General features: G+C 41.8%; 19 protein-coding genes and 2 tRNA genes. 12 read left to right on the top strand and 9 right to left on the bottom strand.

All coding sequences use genetic code 11. The features are described 5' to 3' along the window. Positions 1-57: 57 nt before the first annotated feature. The 5 genes from ACYQ28_RS02300 (at position 58) to ACYQ28_RS02320 (ending at position 4,018) form a co-directional block, all read left to right on the top strand. Positions 58-133, top strand: a tRNA-Val gene (locus ACYQ28_RS02300). A gap of 40 nt (positions 134-173) precedes the next feature. Further along, positions 174-250 (top strand) — tRNA-Asp (locus tag ACYQ28_RS02305). Between the two features lie 580 nt (positions 251-830). Next, the gene (locus ACYQ28_RS02310; protein ID WP_460047774.1) at positions 831-2,735 is read left to right on the top strand and encodes a DUF885 domain-containing protein; all 1,905 of its coding nucleotides are present in this window, start codon (positions 831-833) and stop codon (positions 2,733-2,735) included. A 130-nt stretch (positions 2,736-2,865) separates the two neighbouring features. Then, complete coding sequence (locus ACYQ28_RS02315) at positions 2,866-3,093, top strand: DUF1272 domain-containing protein (protein WP_460047776.1); 228 nt, start codon at positions 2,866-2,868, stop codon at positions 3,091-3,093. Between the two features lie 475 nt (positions 3,094-3,568). After that, on the top strand, positions 3,569-4,018 hold the full coding sequence (locus ACYQ28_RS02320) for a hypothetical protein (protein ID WP_460047778.1): 450 nt from the start codon (positions 3,569-3,571) through the stop codon (positions 4,016-4,018). A gap of 1,153 nt (positions 4,019-5,171) precedes the next feature. On the opposite strand, the gene ACYQ28_RS02325 is transcribed toward ACYQ28_RS02320, so the two are convergent. From ACYQ28_RS02325 to ACYQ28_RS02335, 3 genes are all read right to left on the bottom strand, one after another. Further along, positions 5,172-5,402, bottom strand: coding sequence for a hypothetical protein (locus ACYQ28_RS02325; protein WP_460047780.1), 231 nt, complete (start codon positions 5,400-5,402; stop codon positions 5,172-5,174). Between the two features lie 80 nt (positions 5,403-5,482). After that, positions 5,483-6,235: a UDP-2,3-diacylglucosamine diphosphatase gene (locus ACYQ28_RS02330; protein ID WP_460047781.1), complete on the bottom strand. Its 753-nt coding sequence runs from the start codon at positions 6,233-6,235 to the stop codon at positions 5,483-5,485. A 9-nt stretch (positions 6,236-6,244) separates the two neighbouring features. Beyond that, positions 6,245-6,739: a peptidylprolyl isomerase gene (locus tag ACYQ28_RS02335; protein WP_460047783.1), complete on the bottom strand. Its 495-nt coding sequence runs from the start codon at positions 6,737-6,739 to the stop codon at positions 6,245-6,247. Positions 6,740-7,139: 400 nt separating this feature from the next. Between ACYQ28_RS02335 and ACYQ28_RS02340 the strand changes: the two genes are divergently transcribed. The 5 genes from ACYQ28_RS02340 (at position 7,140) to ACYQ28_RS02360 (ending at position 12,878) form a co-directional block, all read left to right on the top strand. Next, positions 7,140-8,861 carry a glutamine--tRNA ligase/YqeY domain fusion protein gene (locus tag ACYQ28_RS02340; RefSeq protein WP_460047784.1) on the top strand — a complete coding sequence of 574 codons (1,722 nt, stop codon included), beginning with the start codon at positions 7,140-7,142 and terminating at the stop codon, positions 8,859-8,861. A gap of 355 nt (positions 8,862-9,216) precedes the next feature. Continuing rightward, positions 9,217-10,602, top strand: a complete 1,386-nt coding sequence (gene cysS / locus ACYQ28_RS02345; protein WP_460047786.1) for a cysteine--tRNA ligase — start codon at positions 9,217-9,219, stop codon at positions 10,600-10,602. A gap of 19 nt (positions 10,603-10,621) precedes the next feature. Then, positions 10,622-10,897 carry a hypothetical protein gene (locus tag ACYQ28_RS02350; protein ID WP_460047787.1) on the top strand — a complete coding sequence of 92 codons (276 nt, stop codon included), beginning with the start codon at positions 10,622-10,624 and terminating at the stop codon, positions 10,895-10,897. A gap of 246 nt (positions 10,898-11,143) precedes the next feature. After that, positions 11,144-11,881: a lipoprotein intramolecular transacylase Lit gene (locus ACYQ28_RS02355; RefSeq protein ID WP_460047789.1), complete on the top strand. Its 738-nt coding sequence runs from the start codon at positions 11,144-11,146 to the stop codon at positions 11,879-11,881. Between the two features lie 502 nt (positions 11,882-12,383). Next, positions 12,384-12,878 (top strand): NADAR family protein, encoded by a 495-nt coding sequence (locus tag ACYQ28_RS02360; RefSeq protein ID WP_460047791.1) that lies wholly within the window; start codon positions 12,384-12,386, stop codon positions 12,876-12,878. A 77-nt stretch (positions 12,879-12,955) separates the two neighbouring features. Here the strand turns inward: ACYQ28_RS02360 and ACYQ28_RS02365 are convergent, their stop codons facing one another. Both ACYQ28_RS02365 and ACYQ28_RS02370 read right to left on the bottom strand, forming a co-directional pair. Further along, entirely contained in the window at positions 12,956-13,450 is a 495-nt protein-coding gene (locus ACYQ28_RS02365; protein ID WP_460047792.1) for a DUF934 domain-containing protein, read from the bottom strand. Further along, a complete protein-coding gene (locus ACYQ28_RS02370) occupies positions 13,434-15,098 on the bottom strand; it encodes a nitrite/sulfite reductase (protein WP_460047794.1) in 1,665 nt (554 codons plus the stop codon). The genes ACYQ28_RS02365 and ACYQ28_RS02370 overlap by 17 nt, the downstream gene beginning before the upstream one ends. A 343-nt stretch (positions 15,099-15,441) precedes the next feature. Between ACYQ28_RS02370 and ACYQ28_RS02375 the strand changes: the two genes are divergently transcribed. Continuing rightward, positions 15,442-15,576 (top strand): hypothetical protein, encoded by a 135-nt coding sequence (locus ACYQ28_RS02375; protein ID WP_460047796.1) that lies wholly within the window; start codon positions 15,442-15,444, stop codon positions 15,574-15,576. Positions 15,577-16,118: 542 nt separating this feature from the next. On the opposite strand, the gene ACYQ28_RS02380 is transcribed toward ACYQ28_RS02375, so the two are convergent. After that, a complete protein-coding gene (locus tag ACYQ28_RS02380; protein ID WP_460047797.1) occupies positions 16,119-16,343 on the bottom strand; it encodes a DUF2970 domain-containing protein in 225 nt (74 codons plus the stop codon). A 40-nt stretch (positions 16,344-16,383) separates the two neighbouring features. Then, the gene (gene metH, locus ACYQ28_RS02385; protein WP_460047798.1) at positions 16,384-20,079 is read right to left on the bottom strand and encodes a methionine synthase; all 3,696 of its coding nucleotides are present in this window, start codon (positions 20,077-20,079) and stop codon (positions 16,384-16,386) included. Positions 20,080-20,427: 348 nt separating this feature from the next. Here metH and nfuA point away from each other — a divergent pair, with 348 nt between their 5' ends. Continuing rightward, complete coding sequence (nfuA, locus tag ACYQ28_RS02390) at positions 20,428-21,012, top strand: Fe-S biogenesis protein NfuA (protein WP_460047799.1); 585 nt, start codon at positions 20,428-20,430, stop codon at positions 21,010-21,012. A gap of 159 nt (positions 21,013-21,171) precedes the next feature. Here the strand turns inward: nfuA and ACYQ28_RS02395 are convergent, their stop codons facing one another. Continuing rightward, positions 21,172-21,579 carry a hypothetical protein gene (locus ACYQ28_RS02395; protein ID WP_460047801.1) on the bottom strand — a complete coding sequence of 136 codons (408 nt, stop codon included), beginning with the start codon at positions 21,577-21,579 and terminating at the stop codon, positions 21,172-21,174. 764 nt (positions 21,580-22,343) lie between these two features. After that, positions 22,344-23,420 (bottom strand): 3-deoxy-7-phosphoheptulonate synthase, encoded by a 1,077-nt coding sequence (locus ACYQ28_RS02400; protein ID WP_460047802.1) that lies wholly within the window; start codon positions 23,418-23,420, stop codon positions 22,344-22,346. Between the last annotated feature and the right edge of the window lie 184 nt (positions 23,421-23,604).

Here is a 23,604-nt window from a genome sequence, read left to right on the forward strand (position 1 = left end):
TCTTACAAAAGTGTTTGACAAGGTCAAATATATCCGTAGAATGCGTCCCACGTTTCAGGGTGGTTAGCTCAGTCGGGAGAGCGACGGCCTTACAAGCCGTAGGTCACAGGTTCGACCCCTGTACCACCCACCACTTATTAATGAACTGCCTAATAAGTGGATGATCCGATTGCGGACCGGTAGTTCAGTTGGTTAGAATGCCGGCCTGTCACGCCGGAGGTCGCGGGTTCGAGCCCCGTCCGGTCCGCCACTTAATTCCTAAAAAAGCTCCATATGTTGGGGCTTTTTTTATGCCAGAAATAAATTTCTAGATTTCTTCACAAGTTTTTACTTTCATTATTTACTGTCTATTTTACCCAGACGTTAGTATTCTCATTCTAAATCACCATTCTTAATTATTGAATTAACAATCAAAACCCGCGTATACCAGCATACTTCACACTCGCGTTGCTGCAATTATTTCGTCCATAGCCATAACTGTTTTTTCTTGTCTGAGTAAATCTTCCAACTATTGAACTTAGATTCTTTAGCTGCACAGAAAACACGGCTTTTAAACCTTGTGGCAATCCTATGTGTCACAGAAATCGTTTGCTTTGAATGATGTTCTGCTAGTGCCACTGATGAAAAGCGGGAACTGCTCGTCAGTAGATGAATATTAAGGCGCGAAAATATAGCTTGTAAAAACATTGCTTGTGAAAACATTGCCTATAACAGGACGTTGAAATATCTACGTCAATAAAACAGATTTTTCAGAGAATAGTTTGAGCGCACTTTGGGCGACTATTTCTCAATGTCTAAAACCGAAATCATCGATTAGGATTTAATTGTTTATGAAATCAAAAATAATGAAGGTTTTGCCGTTAGTGGCTGCAATTGCATTGGCTGCGTGCTCTTCTAAGGAAGAACCTCAAGCTCAATCTTCGGCGGAGTCTAAGCCAATTGAGCAGGTTGAGTCGGCGTCTGAGGTGGTTTCTTCGGTCGAAAACACCCGATTTTTGGAGTTTTCCGAAGGTCTTGCCAAAGAAGTACTGATGAAGTCACCTATGTCTGCAACCAGTTTGGGTGTAACTCCTGATTACGTTGGTGAATACTTTAACGATCAATTGGGCGTAGCAAGCCAAGCTGAAGTTGACTATGCAAAAGACTTGAACAGTCGATTAAAGGCTGAGTTGGCAAAGTTTGATGAATCTAAACTCAGCGGCACAGCATTAACAACCTACCAATTATTAAAAAATTCAGTGGGTTTGAGTGAGTCCTTCAAGCCGATTTTAAACGGTGCTTATGGGCCATTTTCGTATTTTACGCCGTTTACCATCACGCACATTTCGGGTCCTCAGATCGATATTCCTAGATCTTTGCAAACTGAACATCCGTTAACATCTAAGAAAGACGCTGAAGACTATATTGCGCGTCTTTCTCAAATCAAAAGTTTTTTTGAGGGTGTGGCCGAGATTGTTAACCAAGACGTCGAAAAAGGCTTAATTCTTCCTTCTTTTGCTGCCGAAGGTGCTCGCTCGTACGTAGATCAATTCTTAGCGCCAGCGCCTGAAGCGCATCCACTGGCAGTCTCATTCACTGCACGTTTGAGCGAAGGCAGTGATCTTTCTGAAGACGAAGTGGCAGAGTTAACAGCACAAGTTGTCGAGCAGGTTAAAACCAGCGTTTATCCTGGCTATACAACGTTGAAAGGCGCTCTCGACAAAATGGTTGCCAGTGCTTCTGAGAATGCCGGTGTTTGGGATCTTAAAAACGGTGAAGAGCTTTATCAGTTAGCGTTACAAAACTTTGGTGCTGGTGATAAAACGGCAGAAGACATTCACAATCTTGGTTTGTCTGAAGTTGAAAGAATTAAAGGCGAAATGGCCAAAATTCTTAAAGCCGAAGGCTATGATACAAGCGATGTTATTGCTACCTACAATAGCTTGAGCGAGAGCGAAGAGTTCTTGTACCCGAATACCGACGAAGGTCGCCAAGCACTTCTTGATGATCTCAACCATCAAATGGTTGTAGTAACGGAGATGCTGCCGAAAATTTTGCTGACTCTGCCAAAAGCGGGTGTTGAGGTGCGTCGTATTTCTGAGTTTGAACAGGACGGTGCCCCCGGTGGTTATTACACTTCGCCGTCACTTGATGGTTCGCGTCCCGGTATTTACTGGATCAACCTAAAAGATACTGCCGATTGGCCTAAATTTACCTTGCCAACACTGACTTATCACGAAGCCAGTCCGGGGCATCATCTTCAGGTGGCTATCGCTCAAGAAATTTCTGACATGCCGATGATTCGAAATATGATTTGGTACAGTGCTTATGGCGAAGGCTGGGCGTTATACGCTGAAGTATTAGCGAAGGAGATGGGTTTGTACGATACCGATCCATTAGGTGATCTCGGTCGCTTACAATCAGAGTTGTTCCGCGCCGCCCGTTTGGTGGTTGATACCGGTATTCACCACAAACATTGGAGCCGTGAGCAGGCCATTGAGTATATGCACTCGGCTATTGGCGGCTCTTTGGCTTCTGTAACTCGTGAAGTGGAGCGTTACTCCGTGTGGCCAGGGCAGGCGTGTTCTTACAAGCTTGGCCAGCTAACCATTCTTGAGTTGCGCGAAAAAGCCAAGCAGCAGTTGGGTGATAAATTCGATTTGCGCGCCTTTAACGATCAAGTTCTTATCTATGGTGCGATTTCGTTACCGGTATTAAGAACCAAGATCAACGATTGGCTTGCTGAGCAGGTATAACAGACTTTTGATTCAATGGGAGGCGCTGGAATTTCAGCGCCTCTTTCTGATCACCTCGCAAGAAACATTGTTTACATCCATAGATGCCTCTCAGTATTCTTAGCTGACATTCCTTGCCGAGATCTAATCTATGTTGGAGTTAAGACCTAACTGTGAATGGTGCGATAAAGATCTTCCACCGCAATCCGAAGAGGCTTTAATTTGCTCTTTTGAATGCACCTTTTGCCAGTCCTGCGCTGAATCTGAGTTAGATCATCGATGCCCTAATTGTGGCGGCAACTTAGTTCAGAGACCTATACGTCCGGCGGCGAAGCTTGAAAAGTTCCCGGCGTCTACTGTTCGGGTATTCAAGAAATAAGCTCGAACGTATACCCGGATTTCTAGCTTTCCTTGGTTACGCTGTCTAAACAGTGATTAATATTGTCTTTTTTCTTCCATTTTGTTGAATCCTTATTAATATCGAATTTGATCAATATTCTGCCTGTGAGCCGTCTATGGTGGCGTTTAGTGCTGTTGTTCGGCTAATACAGTGTGGTTTTTATCCAGTTGTGAAGTTCATTTCTATAGATTTTGTACTTTTCAAATTTTGAACTTGCTTTTTAATTTTGATAGGGCAGAGTTGATATTTTCGGGCAAGTTCCTGTATGGGAACCTTTGATTAACTCATCCATGAATGAGTCAAAGGGTAGAAATTGAAAATGTGATTTCCAACTTCCTCACAATTTCAATCACTTACCGTTCTTGAAATTGGCGACACGTCCTTGTGTCGCTGGAAATTCTGGGTTAAGCAGAGTTTCCTATAGATTATATCGTCAACAATTGAGGGTTTTAGGGTGAAAAAATATTTAAAATACTTGCTGTTGAGCGTGTTTTTGTCGGCAAATGCAAGCTTTGCGCTAACTCCCGCCGAATTGGAGTTCGCGGTTCGAGAGCTTTCGGAGCAAGTAAAAGGCAAGAATGGCTTTATGGAGTTTTATGTTGGCGAAGTCCAGATGTTTATGGTGATGGACCCTAACAGTAATCGTATGCGTATTATCAGCCCAATCACTGATTACAAAAATCTCTCCCAAGAGCAAATTTCGGCGATCATGCAGTCTAATTTCCACCGCGCACTAGACGCTCGTTACGCAGTTAGTAATGGTGTTTTATATTCAGCGTTTATTCATCCTATGGCAGAATTGACCGTGCAGCAGTTATTATCCGCAATATATCAAGTAGCGAATTTATCGCTGACTTTCGGTGAAGATTATTCCAGTGGAGTTTTTGATTTTAATGGCTTTTAAGTAATTCGCTGGTTGTTATATTGTTTAAAGCTGCCTTCTATATTTAATGAAGTTTTTTTGAATTTCGTTAGAGTCTAAAATATTAAAGGAGTTAGTTGCACGCTCCTTTAATCGTATCTTTTCACTCGATAATTTGTCGCGTCATTGAAGTTAATGTTTTTATTTTCAATTACTTAGGCATGCATTGTTGGGATCACAGTTTCTTTTAATTAATGTAACAATTAATTTTATAGAATTTTCGAACAGGTCATCTTCTCCGATTTTTTATCTAAATGGTAAATCTGTTCTTTCTGAACTTTTTTGTTATTGAATCTAACGAATCACCGATTAATTAAGATTTTAATTCTTTATGGAAGAGTATTAGGTGGTTTTTATTACGAAATTGATGAAAGGTGGGAGTTTTTGGTGAGTTGTTTCGATAAAATGCCGGGTAATTCCCGGCAAAAAACATCCCATTATGAGAGTAAGAAGTAATCTTTAAGCACATTTTTCTCGTCGTGACAGAGAATTCGCGCATTATTCTTAAAACATGACTAGTACTGCTGTTGACTAGACAGAAGTAAATAATCATTAGCTATTCATAAAATAAAACACTCAAATTGAACCGATTATTTTATTTGTATGAACAACTGCGTTTTAAAGTTTATGTATTTGGGTGACTAAGCCAAATAATATGATTCGAAGATGTTAGCTATCTGAAGATAATTAACTACGTTCGGTTTGTATTCCCTACGCGCCGAACGCACCGAACCATATCGAGTGTAATTATACGCATTCATTCGTGTATCACAATAAGGTAACGAATTCATAACAAGCGGCGGGATATTTATTATTCTTTAAAGACTAAAAAGAAACAGCGTTTTTTTACGTGTTTTACGCAAAAAATGACAGTTATAAATTGAATTTCAAAACAAACTTATTAACTTAAATTATCGGAAATAAGCTTAGGTTAAGAATATTTAATGGATTTGTCGCACCTGGAAAATTAGTAGATGAGTTTTGTTTTGATTCTGATAATGAATATTTTTAATTAATATTGATAGAAAAGAGGGTGTTCATGCCTAATTACAAAAGTATTAAAATATTTGAATTTTCGTATTTATTAGGTTTGTTGAACTAAGAATTATTTATTTTATTGTTTATTAGTCAGTTTTTAAACCGATATTTCGTAGCCTTCGTACTGCGCGGCAAGATCGTCAAGTTGTTGCGCGCTATCATCAAACTCTAGTTCTGAGTCGAATACATAGCTTACGTATATTTGATGATCATTTTTGTAACGGCGAGATTTGTATTTAACCTTCGTTAAAAAACCACTTTGTAATTCTGCTAAAAACCGAGAGGCATTAGTACTCGATGAAAATTGATAGGCAAATTCTTTAACCATAAAATTACAGTGTTTAAAGAGATTATTTCAGAAAGATGACAGCCGATTACGCTTTAGCAGCAATAATCGGCAGTTAATGACTATTTAGCCGAGGCTGATGCCGAACTTGTAGATAATGAAAATTGGTGTAATTGCCAATTATCGGGTTTAACCTCTAGATACCAGCCATTTTGATCCCAGTCTCCTAAAACAATGCGTTCAGCGGGTTTTTTCCCAAGATTGAACTCATGTCTTGCAGGGCGGTGAGTGTGGCCGTGAACCAGTTTTGTAACCTTCTCGCGGTTCATAACAGAAGTTACTTCTTCCGGAGTTACATCCATAATATCTTCGGCCTTATTACTGCTCATGGACGCGCTTTGGTTACGCAACTGAGCAGCTATTTGGCGTCTAGCCTCTATGGATTGCGACAATATTTGCGCCTGCCATTGTGCCGAGCGCACTTGTTCGCGAAACGCCATGTATTGTTGATCTAGAGTGCACAGAGTGTCGCCGTGCATCAGCAGTACAGGTTCGTCGTAAAAATTAACAACAGTGCTTTCTTGAAGCAGAGTTACACCAGTTTCTTCAGCGAATTTCTCACCAATCAAAAAGTCTCGGTTACCGTGAATAAAGTAGGTTGGTACGCCACTTTGCGTGAAACGCAGCAGCGCTTCTTTCACCTGGCGTACAAACTCACTGTCGTCATCGTCGCCAATCCAAGCCTCAAACAGATCACCCAAGATATACAGGGCATCGACATCGCTTGCTTGTGTGCTCAGAAATCGGAAGAATGCCTTGGTAATCTGTGGGCGTGACTCTTCAAGATGCAAGTCTGAAATAAGTAGAGTGCTCATTGTTTTGAATTAGGCATCGATGGTTGCTTTGGTGATCACGACGGTATCTTTAGGGACATCTTGATGAAAGCCGTGATTGCCAGTTGCAACAGCTTTGATCTTATTCACGACATCCATGCCATCGGTGATACGACCAAAGACGCAGTATCCCCAGCCTTGAGTATTTTTGCCGGAGAAATTCAAAAAGTCGTTATTTTTTACGTTAATGAAAAATTGAGCGGTTGCGCTGTGCGGGTCCATGGTACGCGCCATAGCTACAGTGCCTAGCTCATTTTTTAGGCCGTTATCGGCTTCGTTTTGGATAGGGTCGCGGGTGGATTTTTCTTTCATGTTTTCGTCCATGCCGCCGCCTTGTATCATGAAACCATCGATTACGCGGTGAAAAATAGTGCCGTCATAGAAGCCTTCTTCGACATATTGCTTGAAGTTTGCAGCGGTTACCGGAGCTTTTTCGAAGTCCAGCTCGATTTTGATTTTGCCGAAATTGGTTTCTAAAGTGACCATATTGCTCTCCAGATAAGCGTTTGTTTATAAATTATTCACCTAAAACCGGAATTTTTTTTCATGATTGGCTGTTAGGTCTTTGGCAGGCGGCTATAATACGCGCTTTGCCCGTAATCGCAAAACGTGTTGGCCGAGTTCGAATGACTTATTGATGTGTTGGAAGCGCCTTTGTCCATATCAATATAGCTCAAATTTCGACGCTGCTTTGCAGCATTAAATTGTTATATTTGATGCGTTTAAGGCTTTATTTAGGATTTTTAGGCCCTGTGCAAGAAAATTGCAGAGAGTCTCTGGTAAATGATCCTCAATAGAACGTCTATATTGCAAAGCGCTTATTAAAAATAGAAACGTTTGCCCTTGGGTAAGTAATTAATATCTTTTGGATTAAGTTGATCGATTAATGAATAAAGAAATTGAGTCGAAAAATGATCGGCCGCTAAATTTTATTGAACAAGTGATTACCGAAGATTTAGCCAGCGGTAAACACACCAATATAGTCACGCGATTTCCGCCAGAGCCTAATGGTTATCTGCATATTGGCCACGCTAAATCAATCTGCCTTAACTTTGGTTTGGCGCAGCGATTTGGTGGTAAATGCAATCTTCGTTTCGACGATACTAATCCTGCTAAAGAAGACCAAGAGTACATCGACTCTATTCGTAAAGATGTTGAGTGGATGGGTTTTAAAATCGGTGAACCGACCAGCCCAGCGGTGTATTTTGCGTCTTCTTACTTTGATCAATTACACGAGTGGGCGGTGTACCTTATTCAACAAGGTAAGGCTTATGTGTGTGAGCTGTCTCCCGATCAGGCCCGTGAATATCGTGGTACCTTGACGGAGCCTGGACGAAACAGTCCTTTTCGTGATCGCACAATTGAAGAAAATCTCGCCGAATTTGAGAAAATGCGTTTGGGCGAATACGAAGAAGGTGCTTGCGTATTGCGTGCGAAGATAGATATGGCCGCCGGCAATATCAATTTGCGCGATCCAATTTTGTACCGAATTCGTAAGCTTTCGCATCATCAAACCGGCGATAAATGGTGCATTTACCCAACCTACGATTTTGCTCATGGTCAAGGCGATGCTATTGAAGGCATTACACATTCTATTTGCACACTGGAATTTGCCGACCACAGACCGTTATACGAGTGGTTTATTGACAACCTACCGGTTCCGGCTAAACCAAAGCAATACGAATTTGCTCGCTTAGAGCTTAACTACACGGTGACATCCAAGCGTAAGCTCAAACAATTAGTCGATGAGCAATACGTTGATGCTTGGGATGACCCACGTATGCCAACCATTTCTGGTTTGCGTCGTCGTGGTTACTCAGCCGCAGCACTGCGTAAGTTCTGCGACATGATTGGTGTGACCAAGTCCGCCAGTGTGGTTGATGTGGGCATGCTTGAGTACGCTGTGCGTGATGATCTTAACGAAAACGCGCCACGTGCGATGTGTGTGCTTGATCCGCTCAAGCTTGTAATCTCTAACTTCGCAGACGAAGCCGGTGGTAAAGCTGCGGTTGAGGTCACACAACCTTGTCATCCAAATCGACCAGAATTGGGTGAGCGACGTCTGCCGTTTACGCAAGAGATTTTTATCGATCGCTCAGATTTTACCGAAGACACCAGCTTGTCACGTAAGAAATTTAAGCGTTTGGTATCGGGTGATTATGTTCGTTTACGCGGTGCGTCGGTTATCAAGGCCGATTCCGTCGAAAAAGACAGCGATGGAAATATCATAACGGTTTACTGCTCTTTGGTACCTAATACCATTGGTACAAATCCTGAAGAGGGCATTAAGCCTCGTGGCGTTATTCACTGGGTTTCTGCCACAGAATGTGTTGACTGTGAGGTTCGTCTTTACGATCGGTTGTTTATGGATGAGGCACCCGATGCTGGCGGTAAGAATTTCTTAGAGTGTTTAAACCCAAAATCTCTAGAAATTATTCAAGGTTGTAAAGCCGAAATAAGTCTTGCTGGAGCCGAAGCGGGGCAGGCGTATCAGTTTGAGCGTGAAGGTTATTTCACCATAGACAGCAGATATTCTACCCCTGAAAAGCCCGTGTTTAATCGCACCATTGGTTTAAAAGATAATTGGGAAAATAAAGTTAGCGATTAATATTGACGTAATTAGACGCGATTAAAACCCATCAATTATTGGTAATTGATGGGTTTTGTTCAAATGGAAAAGTCTATTTTTTGCAAATCATAAATTTCGAAATACGTGTTAAACCATGAAAATTAGCGGCGAAACACGATTTTTTTCGGTTAGCTATTAAAGACCGATGATTTTTTAGTGCTCAAATTTAAGCGCTTTTTTTGAAATTTACGATGTTTGCCTGTATCGAGTGAAACTTTGAATTAATCCAAGTTTCTGTAAATAGATAAAATTCGTTATTTAATAATTGTTTGAGAGCCAGTGCCCAAAAAGCCTGTACCGGCAAGTCATTCGAACAAATTGGTTGTAAATTGTTATGGAACAAAATTCTAAGCTTAGAGTTTTCAACACAAAAACTCGTCAAAAAGAAGTCTTCGAGCCTTTAAATCCGCAATCTGTCACCATGTATGTTTGTGGTCCTACCGTTTATAACTATGTTCATATTGGTAATGCTCGCCCAGTTGTAGTTTTCGATACATTATTTCGTATGCTGCAAAGCCTTTATCCAAAGGTAACCTACGCAAGAAATATTACCGATATTGACGACAAAATTATGCAAGGTGCTCACGAGGCTAATCAAAGCATCGAGGAGTTTACCCAGCAATATATTGATGCCTACAAAGATGATATGGCGGCGCTGAATAACTTAACGCCAACGATTGTTCCTAAGGCAACTGAACATGTGCAACAGATGATTGAACTGGTTCAGGCATTAATTGAAAAAGGCCACGCCTATGAAGCAGAAGGCCACGTGTTATTTGCTGTTGAATCTATGAGCAATTATGGCCAGCTTTCTAACCGCAGTTTAGAAGATATGTTGGACGGCGCTCGTGTTGAGGTGGCACCTTACAAAAAATACGCCGGTGATTTTGTACTTTGGAAACCGTCCGATCCGAACGAACCCGGTTGGGATAGTCCCTGGGGTTATGGCCGACCAGGTTGGCATCTTGAGTGTTCGGCAATGGTTAAAGCACATCTTGGTGAAACTATCGATATTCACGGTGGTGGTAGAGACCTCGTTTTTCCGCATCACGAGAATGAAGTTGCACAGAGCTGCTGCGCCCACGACGGCAAAGAATATGTGCGCTATTGGATGCACAATGGTTTCGTAAATATCGACGGCGAAAAAATGTCGAAATCATTGGGCAATTTTCGCACCGTTAGAGGCCTGTTGAAGCTCTACAAGGGTGAAGTCATTCGATTTGCCTTGTTGTCTGCACAATATCGATCGGAAGTGGATTTTTCTGCGGATTTATTACAGCAGTCAAAAGCAACTTTGGACAGTTTTTACGGCACCTTACGTGACAATAGCGATATCGCTGTTGACGAATTTGATTTATCAAATTCAAAAGGTTATCACGCCTTGTTAGACGACCTTAATACTCCTTTAGCGATCAGTGAAGTGCACGCGTTAGTTAAAGACTTGAACAAAGGCTCAGAAAATGCGGCTGAGACAAAGTCGCATTTGATGGCGTTATCGAGTCTGCTTGGTATTTTGCAGCACGACCCTGAAGAGTGGTTTAAAGAAGCCAGTGCCGAATCGGATTTAACCGCAGAAAATATCGAGGCGTTAATTAACGAGCGTCAGCAAGCGAAGAAAGATAAAAACTTTGCTCGCAGCGATGAAATTCGTGAATACTTAAAAACAAATAACGTTATTTTGGAAGATTCCAAAGAAGGCACCAAGTGGCGTCGGGCATAATTATTTACGCGAATTTTGTATGTCATTAAATAAAATTTTTTGGGTAGGTATTACTCTCAGCGGCATTATTTTAATCGCCGCTGGGTTGTTTGTTGTGCCGGAATTTAACCAAACCGCCACCGAGAATTCGGTCGGTCGCGATCCAACCTTCGAGTCTGAAAGCGAGCAGGATATTCCAGTTATTTTTAATGAGCCTATCTATGATGAGCTGTGGTGCGAAACCATGATGACTAAAGCGGGTAACGAGTGGCAAGAGCATGAATTTGTTGCTTTTGGAAAACACTGCACAAACTAAATGAAGCTCTGATTAATTCATCCATGATGTAATCAGAGGCAAGAAATTGACAATGCGATTTCCAATTTTTTCACAATTTCAATCGCTTACAGTTCTTGAAATTGGCGATACATTTTTGTGTTGTTGGAAACTCTCAGTAAATAAGAGTTTCCTAAACGTTGGTTTGCTCTGTAATCTAGTCGTTATTTAGTGCCGATAGAATTCCACACTTAATTAAACTCCTTATTGTTTAGAGCTAGGTTCTACGTGACTCGACTTAAAACCATCTTACTCAGTTTGTACTGGTTGCCATTTGTTCTATGCAGTTTTATTGCTGTACTTTGGCTATCTTGGCAGGCTTTGTCACTTGTTAATTTTAATTATCCGTTTTGGTATCAAACACTTGATATCAACGCACACATCGAAAAATTCGCTCCTCAAAATCGGCACAGACATCAATTTGAATTGACTACAGACGAAGAGCGTTACCGACTTTTTGCCGAAGTTGTCGATGAAATTAATACCGGCGGCAATGGATTAGCGAAAATTGAGTATCACGATAAAGCTGGAAAACCAATCGCGACTATGTATTGGCAAGATGAAGTTACTCATCTGCAAGATGTCGCCAACTTAATAACGTTTTTCGATTACGTTGCGTATTTTTCGTTGACTGTGGTTCTTGCTTATGTAGTGGTGATTCTTAAAACAAAGATTGTTCCGCGATTAAAATTGGCTCATGCTGGTGTTATTAGTTTATTTTTGGCTCTTGGTGTGATCATAGTTGCTGTTGGTCCGAAAGAGGTTTTTTATTGGTTGCACAAGCAAGTATTTCCGCCTGAAAATCCTTGGTTTTTTTATTATCAAGACTCTTTGATGTCTACCAGTATGAAAGCCCCTGATTTATTTGGTGCAATTGCCGCAGAATGGTTTGCTCTAACGTTAATTTTATATATATGTTGGTTATTTACGGTAAAAAAACTGGTAGTTAAAAATTCTACGCTGTAAATTGTACGAACTAATATCTAAATAATTATTGCTTAGATTAAATAATGTTCTCAATTAGGCTTATAAAATTATAAAGTGATAGTTTCCTCAAGATTTTCTGTGCATTACACTTAAAATGAAAATTTAATCTGTTGAGGAATATCTGATTGAATCAAGAATGACATAATCAGAGTTTCCTTTAGTCTTTTCTATTCGTTCCACAACTGTTTGTATTAAATTTGCACACATGTGAATTTGAATATCTGTTGTCTCTTAGACAGTCACTTTTTAATTCTTTTTGGAATTAACCATTTACGTCTCGGTAGAAAAAATTAATTGTTAAAAACCGCGCTGAGCGCGACGATTTTTACTATAATCGTTTTTGTTAGCTGACATACTTTTTATGAGTTTTACACTTTGACATTTATCAGTCCTGGTCTTATCCAGCGTTCGTTCGTTACTTGTTCAGTTTTGATGGCATATCTTCAAAATCAAATTCACTCGGTGGCAGGAGCCGTTCATCATGTTTGAACACGATAGGTCTATAGAAGAGGCTTACAGTTTCTCGCGACTTGACGACACATGTTTGTTGTCTACCGTTTCGCCGCATCCTATTGAGTTGGAAAATGTAACCTGGACTACGGCCGAACATTATTATCAGTCTAAAAAGTTCGTTAAGCCTCAAGATATCGACGAGATAAGTGCTGCTGAGCGTGGAATTGATGCCTATAAAATGGGCAATCGTTGGTGGAAGCGTGGCAGAGATAAAGACTGGCGCCAAAAGCGTCGTGTCATGATGACTCGCGCACTGTTTACCAAAGTCAGTAAATTTCCTGATGTTAAGCAGGCTTTGCTAGATACTGGCGATGTAAAAATCGTAGAAACATCCTTATATGATCCCTATTGGGGAATTGGCCGTGATCAACGTGGTGAGAATATGCTCGGTCAGATTTGGATGGATATACGAGCAAAGGTAAGGGCGGATCTGAAAATAAAATCGCAAAAATTAACGGCTTAGTTATTCTTAGTTATTTTGGCGATCTAATAAAAAACGGAGCTTAAAGCTCCGTTTTTTATGCCTGTAAAAATTTTGAATTAGCTTTCTAGGCGGCGGCGATAGAGCGGCTGTGGTTGATCAACACCAGCTTGGTAGAAATTGGTGAAATCGTCCAGCGAATCTTTAGCTTGTTCTGGCTCTAGGGCGTTTTCAGAAAAATCAAAAGCGTTCACACCACAGCGCTTTAGGTACAGCAACTGATCGCGAATAAAAAGTCCGCTGGCTCTCAATTCGCCGCTATAGCCAAATTGTTCACGAATGATACGCGCCTGGGAGAAGCTTCTGCCATCCATAAAGTTCTTGAAGTACAAGGCAACAACATCAACAGAGTTGATCAGTTCTTTAGCTTCGCTAATGTCGTCGCCAGACTGAATTAATAAGCCAATATTAGGATTAGGAAGTTCTAAGTTGGCATTTTTAACGAATTCAATAGGCAGCAACGTAGGTTCTGTGGCGACAAAACCTTCTTTGGGAGCAAGTGCAAGTTGCCATTGGTTTTCGGTAATGGCGTTATCTTTAATCAGCTTTTGCATAAACTTGCTCCTTAAATGGCTCCATACCGATTCTGTTGTAAGTCTCGACAAAGCTTTCACCTTCACCGCGTTGATTCACATAAACACCAACAAGCTTTTGAATAACGTCAGGTATTTCTGCCTGCGAGAATGCCGGGCCTAATACTTTACCTAGAGTGGTAGCGTTACCGACTTGACCGCCGAGTTGAATTTGGTAGAACTCAGCGCCTTTTTTATCAACACCTAAAATACCAATGTTACCAACGTGGTGGTGACCACAGGCATTCATACAACCAGAGATGTTTAGATCAATCGGGCCTAAATCGTACAAATAATCCAGATCGTCAAAGGTGCGTTGAATATCTTCGGCAATAGGAATTGATTTGGCGTTTGCCAGTGAACAGTAGTCACCGCCTGGGCAGCAGATCATATCGGTTAGGGTGCCAATATTGGGCGTGGCAAAACCATTGTCTTTGAGTTTTTGCCAAAGCTCAGGCAGGTCACTGCGTTTTACATCACCCAAAACGATATTTTGTTCATGCGTGGTTCTTACTTCACCAAAGCTGTAGGCATCGGCAAGGTCTGCAATGGCTTCCAGTTGGCTGTCGGTTATGTCACCAGGTGCTACACCTGTCGGTTTCAATGACAGAGAAACCGCAACATAACCAGCAATTTTATGAGCGTGCGTGTTGCGCTCTAGCCAGCGAGCAAATGCTTTGTTTTCTGCGGCAAGACTTGTTACTTCAGCTACACCAGCATCTGCACTAAGAGTTTCATAGGCTGGAGCGGTAAAAAAGCTTTTTAAACGCTCAATTTCTGCGCTAGGAACCTTACTAGGGCCATCTTTAACTTGTGCCCACTGTTGTTCTACTTTTTCACGGAAAACATCAATACCGAGTGCGCGCACCAAAATCTTAATACGAGCTTTGTACTTGTTTTCACGATTACCCAACAAGTTATAGACGCGAAGAATAGCTTCTAAATAGGTGAGTAGATCTTGTTCCGGTAGGAATTCGCAAATAACTTGACCGACAACAGGAGTACGACCAAGACCGCCACCCACATAAACTTGAAAGCCAGTTTCACCGGCGGCATTTTGTTTAACGCGTAGGCCAATATCGTGAACCTGAATGGCAGCGCGATCTGATTCGGCGCCTGTTACGGCAATTTTGAATTTGCGCGGTAAGAACGCGAACTCTGGGTGGAAGCTCGACCATTGGCGGATCAATTCACAGTAAGGACGTGGATCGACGGTTTCGTCGCCAGCAATGCCTGCAAACTGATCTGAGGTCGTGTTACGAATACAGTTACCACTCGATTGGGTGGCGTGCATGTTCACTTCAGACAGCTCAGCCAAAATATCGGGCACTTCGGCAAGGTTCGGCCAGTTAAATTGCACATTTTGACGAGTACTGATATGGCAGTAACCCTTGTCGTAATGACGAGCAATGTGGGCCAGTTTGCGAAGCTGGGCGCTGTTGATCATGCCATAAGGCACATTTACTCGCAGCATTGGTGCAAGTCTTTGGATGTAAAGCCCGTTTTGTAATCGTAGCGGAAGGAATTCTTCAGCCTTTAAATTACCTTCTAAATAACGTTCTGTTTGGCCGCGAAATTGTTTGACGCGTTCATTCAGAATTTGACTGTCATGCTGGTCGTAAATGTACATTAAATCAGCTTATCCTAAATCAAATTGATCAATAATCACTCTTTTTGATAAGAGCCTACTTATATTGAATCTATTTCAAATCAATTTTAAAAAGAGTCGCGAAGGATACACTAAAGTAACACAACTCGCGAGGTAGCAGTTCATAAGGTAACACGGGTAATTTGGTAACATCGTGTTAGACGTATTTCTCAAAAATCGAAATAAATATTCTAATTCCTAGACATGATTCGATTAATAACAATAATTAATCTTGTAAGTAAATAAAAAATATCTAAATAAAAATTAGGCTTTAAGCGATAAATAAAAGCCGTGAAATTAAAGTTATTAATTGGAGTGTTTTTTAATGAATAATTTTAGTGACGATGTTCAGATCCAACACGTACACAATGAAGACGATAATTTGGCGGATTCAATTGCATCTGTCGTACTCGTTGTGATTTTTGTTGCCACGTGTCTATTTTGGATTAGCGGTCAATAAATGGAATACGTGCGGGTGCTAACCGTGCCCGCTGTGGTTCATTCTTTCCTCTCGTAAATTCCTTTTACTCTGAAAAACCCCTTCATTTACTTTGTTTTCTCTGCGTGGTTTTTAAAATATCAATAATACTTTTGTCGCAATTATTGATGTTCGGTGATTAAAATTCCCAAAAAAATTTATAACAAAAATGTATAAATTTTTACTGTTTAAATTTCGGTGTAAGACAATAGCGAAATTTATCCGATGGTGGATTTAGTTAATCACTTAGCCAATTTGGATTTCGCAACCTTGTAAATCCAATGCGTTAATTTATTTTATTAAGTCATTGAGTTAATAAAACAGCTAATCTTGTTACTTGCTCAGAGGGTTGATTATTGCAAAGCTAAAATGTCGAGCAAAATTCATTGTTTGAGTGAGCTAAACAGGGGTTTTCGATTATAAATTTGAGAATCAATCGCAATAAGCGAGAAGATTTCTGAAAGTGGAATAATTGGGTAGGATTTTGTTGGCCAAATAAGCAGACAATTAGGTTTCTGCCGTGCTTAGGTTGCCAGTTTTAATGCAAAGACAACCAACGCGTAAATGGTCAAAATGAACGTAATCGTGAATAAAATACCTGCGACAATAAACCACTTAAGATTGTTTTTATCGGCAAAATCGCGCTCGCGGTTTTTATTATTCTGAACACCAAATGCTGCGCAAATAACACTCCAAACTAACTGTAGCCAAGAGGTTTTTGGGCTGGAGAGATCTTGTTTTTGATTCATAAGGGCATCCTCTAACCGAATGCCCTTAGAAAAAGGGCGTTTAGTTATCGTAGTCTAAATTTGATTGTAGCCATTTTTCGACGTATTCGACGGATTTATTTTTACGGCTAGCAATACTTTCAACCTGATCTTTGCCGATTTTACCCACCGAAAAGTATTTTGATTTTGGATGCGCAAAATACCAACCCGAAACCGACGCCGCCGGTGTCATGGCGAAATGTTCCGTTAATTCCATTCCCGTTGCCTTGGTAGCATCCAGCAACTTAAACAGAGTTTCTTTTTCGGAATGATCTGGACAAGCCGGATAACCGGGAGCAGGGCGGATACCTTGGTATTTTTCTTTAATTAACGCTTGATTATCCAAGCTTTCATTTTTTGCATAACCCCAGAATTCACGACGTACACGTTGATGCATGCGCTCAGCAAAGGCTTCTGCCAATCGGTCTGCTAGGGCTTTAACCATAATTGAAGAATAGTCATCGCCTTTTTCCTCAAAGGACTTCGATAACTCTTCGGCACCAATGCCCGCGGTTACCGCAAAACCACCAACGTAATCTTTAATGGCGCTGCTTTTAGGCGCAATAAAGTCTGCCAGCGACGCCAGCGTTACCTCTTCCGATTTATTGTATTGCTGGCGTAGATGATGACAAACAGCAACGGGCGAGCCGTCTACTGGGTCGTAGATTTCGATATCATCGTCTTTGCTGTTGGCCGGCCAAATACCAATCACACCACGGGCGGTTAATTGTTTTTCTTCAATCAATTGCTTGAGCATGGCTTGCGCATCGCTAAACAAATTTCGTGCAGCTTCACCGACGACTTTATCGTCTAAGATTGCCGGATATTTTCCTGCTAAATCCCAGCTGATAAAAAATGGTGTCCAATCGATGTACTCAACTAGCTCTTCGAGAGGATAATTGTCAAACACCTGCGTACCGATTAGGTTCGGCGTGAAAATATCATCGGCGTTCCACTCGTGAGTCAACTTATTTTGCAGCGCTTGGTGGTAACCAATGCGTGCACGACGCGGTTTTCGATTGGCGGTTCGTTCTCGAACCTCTGCGTATTCGGTTTGTAATTTTGCAATAAATTCAGGTCTCAACTCGTTTGAAAGTAGAGTTGAAGCAACCCCCACCGCACGAGAAGCATCTGGAACGTATACCACTTGGTTGAGATTAAATTGAGGATCTATCTTCACCGCAGTATGCGCTTTTGACGTGGTTGCTCCGCCAATCATCAGTGGTTTATCGATGCCTCGGCGTTGCATTTCTTTAGCCACCGACACCATTTCCTCCAGCGATGGCGTAATTAATCCCGAGAGACCAATAATATCGCAGTTTTCTTTTAGGGCGGTTTCTAGGATTTTGTCACCGGGAACCATTACGCCCAAGTCCAAAACTTCGAAGTTGTTACACTGCAAAACAACACCAACGATGTTCTTGCCGATGTCATGGACATCGCCTTTTACCGTAGCCATTAGTACCCGACCGTTAGGTTTGCTGGCCTCATCTTTTTCGGCTTCAATGTATGGTTGTAAGTAAGCGACTGATTGCTTCATAACACGTGCGGATTTAACAACCTGCGGTAGGAACATTTTACCTTCACCGAACAGATCACCCACGACGTTCATACCATCCATCAGCGGGCCTTCGATAACATCTAAAGGTCGTTTCGATTCTTGGCGAGCAGCTTCGGTGTCTTCCTCAATATAGGTGCTTACACCTTTAACCAAGGCATATTTCAACCGCTCGGCAACGGGCAGGTCACGCCATTCTGAGTCGTCTTTTTTAATGGCTTTGGCGCCGTCACCTCTGTATTTCTCGGCAATATCGAGCAAGGCTTCGGTAGCGTTGGGACTTCTGTTGAGAACCACATCTTCAACACAATCTCGTAATTCTTTAGGGAGATCGTCGTACACCGCAAGCTGTCCTGCATTGACGATACCCATGTTCATACCGGCCTTAATAGCGTGGTACAAAAAGACCGAGTGAATGGCTTCGCGAACCGGGTTGTTGCCACGGAAAGAGAAGGAGACGTTACTTACGCCGCCGGATACACCGGCGTAGGGAAGGTTTTTGCGAATCCAAGCGGTGGCCTCAATGAAATCAACCGCGTAATTGTTGTGTTCGTCAATGCCGGTTGCCACAGCAAAAATATTAGGGTCGAAAATAATATCGCCGGGATCAAAACCGACTTTATCGACCAGAACCCGATACGAGCGCTCGCAGATTTCGATTTTGCGTTGATAGGTATCGGCCTGTCCGGTCTCGTCGAAAGCCATGACGATAACGGCGGCACCATAGGCGCGGCAGAGTTTGGCTTTCTCAATAAATTCTTCTTCGCCTTCTTTTAGGCTGATGGAGTTAACAATGGCCTTGCCTTGCACACACTTCAATCCCGCTTCGATCACATCCCATTTCGATGAGTCGATCATAATCGGCGCTTTTGAAATGTCGGGTTCGCTGGCGATGAGATTTAAGAAGGTGGTCATTGCCGATTTAGCATCGAGCATGCCTTCATCCATGTTAACGTCTACGACCTGTGCGCCGTTTTCAACTTGCTCAAGCGCTACTTCTAAAGCCGTTGAGTAGTCGTCGTTAACGATGAGTTTTTTGAATTTTGCCGAGCCGGTTACGTTGCAGCGTTCCCCCACGTTAACAAACAACGAATCTTTGGTGATGTTGAACGGCTCAAGTCCCGAAAGTAGACAGGCGGGCTCGCGGTCTGGAATAGCTCTTGGTAGAAATTTACTGACAGCTTCGGCAATGGCACGAATGTGTTGTGGTGTAGAACCACAACAGCCGCCAAGAATATTGACTAAACCGCTGGACGCAAATTCACCAACGATTTCCGCCATCTCTTCTGGTGTTTGATCGTATTCGCCGAATTCGTTAGGCAATCCCGCATTGGGGTGGGCAGAAACAAAGCAGGTGGCAACCCGTGACAGTTCGGCAACGTACTGACGAAGCATGTCTGCACCTAGGGCGCAGTTAAGACCCATGCTAATGGGTTTAGCATGCTTCAGTGAGTTGTAGAAGGCTTCGGTGGTTTGTCCCGATAGGGTTCTGCCTGAGGCATCGGTGATAGTGCCGGAAATCATCACCGGTAATTCGATGTTATATTGGTCGAAATACCGATTGATTGCGAAAACCGCAGCCTTAGCATTGAGCGTGTCAAAAATAGTCTCAACTAAAATGATGTCGATACCACCTTTGACAAGCGCATCTAGAGACTCAAGATAGTTTTCAACCAGTTCATCAAAGGTTACGTTACGCGCACCCGGATCATTAACATCGGGGCTGATTGAGCAGGTGCGTGAGGTTGGACCTAAAACTCCGGCGACAAATCGTGGCTTCTCTGGAGTTTCTAATGTTGCCTCGTCGGCGGCCTCTCGGGCTAAGCGTGCAGATTCGTAGTTAATCTCGGTAACCAAGTCTTCCATGTCATAGTCGGCCATGGAAAGGCGTGTTCCGTTAAAGGTATTGGTCTCGATAATGTCTGATCCCGCCTGTAGATACTGGGCGTGAATCTCTTTAATGATTTGAGGTTGGGTTAACGATAAGAGATCGTTGTTACCGGCGATATCCATGTGGTAATCGGCAAAACGTTCACCGCGATAGTCCGCTTCTTTTAGTTTGTAGCCTTGAATCATGGTACCCATGGCACCATCCAATATTAGAATGCGGTTTTCTAGGGCGTCTTTGAACAGTTTGGAGCGCGCGTTTTGATTAGACATGGATGTATCTGTTCCTCTTGAATAAATTCTATATCAAAATATTTTGATATAGTTTTGGCCGGCAGTTTATCAGAGATCGAGACTGAGGCAAGTTCTCACGCTTTGTGTCTGTGCAGACCGTATAATAATGCGGGGCTGATCTAGGATTGAAATTACCAACATAGCGCTATATTGGGAGTTTTTCCTGCAAATAACGATCGTCGAAGATGCTTTTTATTTAAGCAACTGTTTTAGCTGATAAAACTTTGAGCTGGTGGATTTGCTCAGGTTTTGGCACAATTCCTAGTATGTTGCTCAAGTATAAAAATCCATGAGCCCTCAAATACACATTTAAAGGTCGAAAATTTTATGGCTATGGTTGAAATTACTGAATCTGCTCAGAATTATTTGGCAGAACTTCTGGAAAAACAAAATGTGGACGATATTGGTATTCGCATGTTTGTCTCCACGCCAGGAACGCCGCAAGCCGAGACCTGTATTGCCTACTGTCGTCCAGGCGAAGAAAAAGAAGACGATGAAATCGTTGATTATGGCAAATTCAAAGCTTACTTTGAAAATCGCAGCTTGCCATTTTTAGAAGACGCCAAGGTTGATTACTCTGCCGATAGAATGGGTGGACAGCTTACGATTCGCGCACCCAATTCAAAAATGCCGAAGATCTCCGACGACAGTCCATTAGAAGACAAGGTCAATTACGTTTTGTATAACGAAATTAATCCGGGTCTTGCGGCACATAACGGTAATGTTTCGTTGGTTGAAATAGATACTAAGAATTTTGCAGTATTGAAGTTTGGCGGTGGTTGCCAAGGTTGTAGCGCGGTCGATTTAACACTGAAAAATGGCGTTGAAAAAACGTTAATGGAAAGCATTCCCGAACTTGCCGGTGTTAAAGATATGACGGATCACACCGACACCACTAACGCCTTCTATTAATTGCTCCCGCATTCCAGCACACAAGCGATAATCAATATCGTTGTGTGCTTTTCTTCACGGCAGAAATCACTGGGCTAACGTTTTGCATATTTATACGTGCAAATGTGAGAGTGCTTTTTTTGGCTGATATGATGTTGGTGTTAACGATAGTTTTACGATCTATTCGTCTTCGTCGTCACCAAAATCTTCCGCATTGATGCTTCTAAAAAACAATGCTTCCAAATATTCGATATGCGATGCCCCGGCACGTGATTTGGGTCGGCTGAGCGTTGGGCCTGCGGGAGTCCACTCTATGCTAAAACGACGATAAACACGTTTGCCTTGCGGATTGAAATGAACTGAAATGATTTCGGTGTTGGAGTCTTCAAGCAAAATATCATCGCTTAAAAAAACAACCAACTCTCTGAGTGCTTTGGTCTTGTCGATCTGTTGCGCGCTAACGATAAAAACATAATCACGACCCAATTCTCTGGCATATCTAAGGCAAATTCCGTCGGGTTCTAATGGATTTAGAAAGCCTTCTGACAGATTGCTTTGATTGTACAGCGGATTGCTCCAGTCGATCATGATGTAGAAATGCCTAGTTGAATAACTTGTGAATAAGTTTGTGGTTTAAATTTAAAAAATCAAGTTGTTAACATTCTAAAATTCGAATATGTCTTGCTTATTACTTAATTACTGTATCAATAAGCCAAAAAAATAACCATAGCGAATATGTGAAGCTCTGCAAAACTTGCAGGGTCTAACTAAAAAACCGATCGGTTTTTCAAAATAATTTACACCTATGGAGATTTTGTTTAAACGTTTTGGCTTTTTTATGATGTAAATATAGTAAAAGGTTATATTAAAAAATATATATCATCTTTTAACTATTTCAATATTGTTTCTGAGTGTATAGAAAGCTTCCAATTAGGCTGTGGATAATTAATTGGCGCAGTAATATACATTCAATATAAAGTGTAGAGGATTTTTTACGTTTTAACTTCCTGTAAGAATCTTTTCTTTGTGCGAATTAGCAAAACACGAAATCGATTTAAAGATCGATAAATTTTGTCTTCAAAATAATTTTAAACAGACTGACTACTTATATTAGGCGTTCAATTTGATGTCTGGATATCGGATGTAACGCAAAACAGGATAGATTTTGAATGGGCGAGAGCTTTTTGATGATACAGCCGATAGCGCTGTGCTTGGATTTAAGAAAGCGGAATGCAAAAAAAGCACGTGTTACACGTGCTTTTTAGCAGGAACTAAAAGAGTTTTTGACGACTCAGCAAGCCTCACCGCCACTATTAATCAATTATGTCTAATCAATTATGCCGTCTTGATGATCAATTGTTTCGTGTTGGCAAAATATCTTTTAGCGCCTTATCCATATCGGTCAAGCAGGTAACAGTGGTATCCCAATCGATACACTTGTCGGTTACAGAAACGCCGTAGGTTAATTGCGATAAGTCTTCAGGAATTTTTTGACTGCCGGGGCCAATGTTACTTTCGATCATCAAACCAATGATTGATTTGTTGCCTTCAACAATTTGATTGGTCGCGTTTTCAATAACCAACGGCTGTAATTCGTGGTTTTTGTTGGAGTTAGCATGGCTACAATCGATCATGATGTTCGGTTGAATACCTGCTGCTTCCAGCTCATTTTCACAAATGTTTACGCTTACCGAGTCATAGTTAGGCTTATCGTTTCCGCCGCGCAACACAACATGCCCATAGGCATTACCACGAGTATGAATAACGGCAACCTTACCTTCGTTGTCGATGCCCAAAAATCTGTGTGGATTAGCGGTAGATTGCAGTGCGTTGATAGCAACAGTCAGGCTGCCGTCGGTACCGTTTTTAAAGCCCACTGCCGAAGAAAGGCCACTGGCCATTTCGCGGTGAGTTTGCGATTCGGTCGTACGCGCACCAATGGCCGACCAGCTGATCAAATCTTGCATGTACTGTGGCGAGATGGGATCAAGGGCTTCGGTAGCGGTAGGTAGGCCAAGCTCGGCGATATCCAATAAAAGCTTGCGACCAATGTGCAAACCTTCATCAATTTTAAAAGAATCGTTCAGATACGGGTCGTTAATTAAACCTTTCCAGCCAACGGTGGTACGTGGCTTTTCAAAATACACACGCATGACAATTAGCAGAGTGTCTTTTACTTGCTCTGCCAAGTCTTTTAAACGACGGGCATAATCCATTGCGGCGTCTACGTCGTGAATAGAGCACGGGCCCACAACGATCATGATGCGTGGGTCTTTACGGTCAAGTATGTTTCTTACGGCTAAACGTCCGGCAGCAACAGTTGCGGCTGCTTTGTCGGTCAATGGGAGTTTAGCTTTGATTTCCTGCGGGGTAATTAGCACTTCTTGGGAAACCACATTCAAATCGTTTATTTCTTGTTCTTGGCTCATAATCGCGCCTGTCTGTAATTCAATGAAATCGGTAAAGCATTTGCTTTGAGTTAGTGGTGTTTATTTTAACGATATCAAGGTGTACTCACTTCCAAGTGTAACCGTACGATCTTGTTTAAATATTCATCTTTCAAAGCATGTCTCGATTGTAATCTATTCAGGCGACAAAATTTAACCCCAGAGA

It is taken from the genome of Sessilibacter sp. MAH1, from assembly GCF_054658315.1.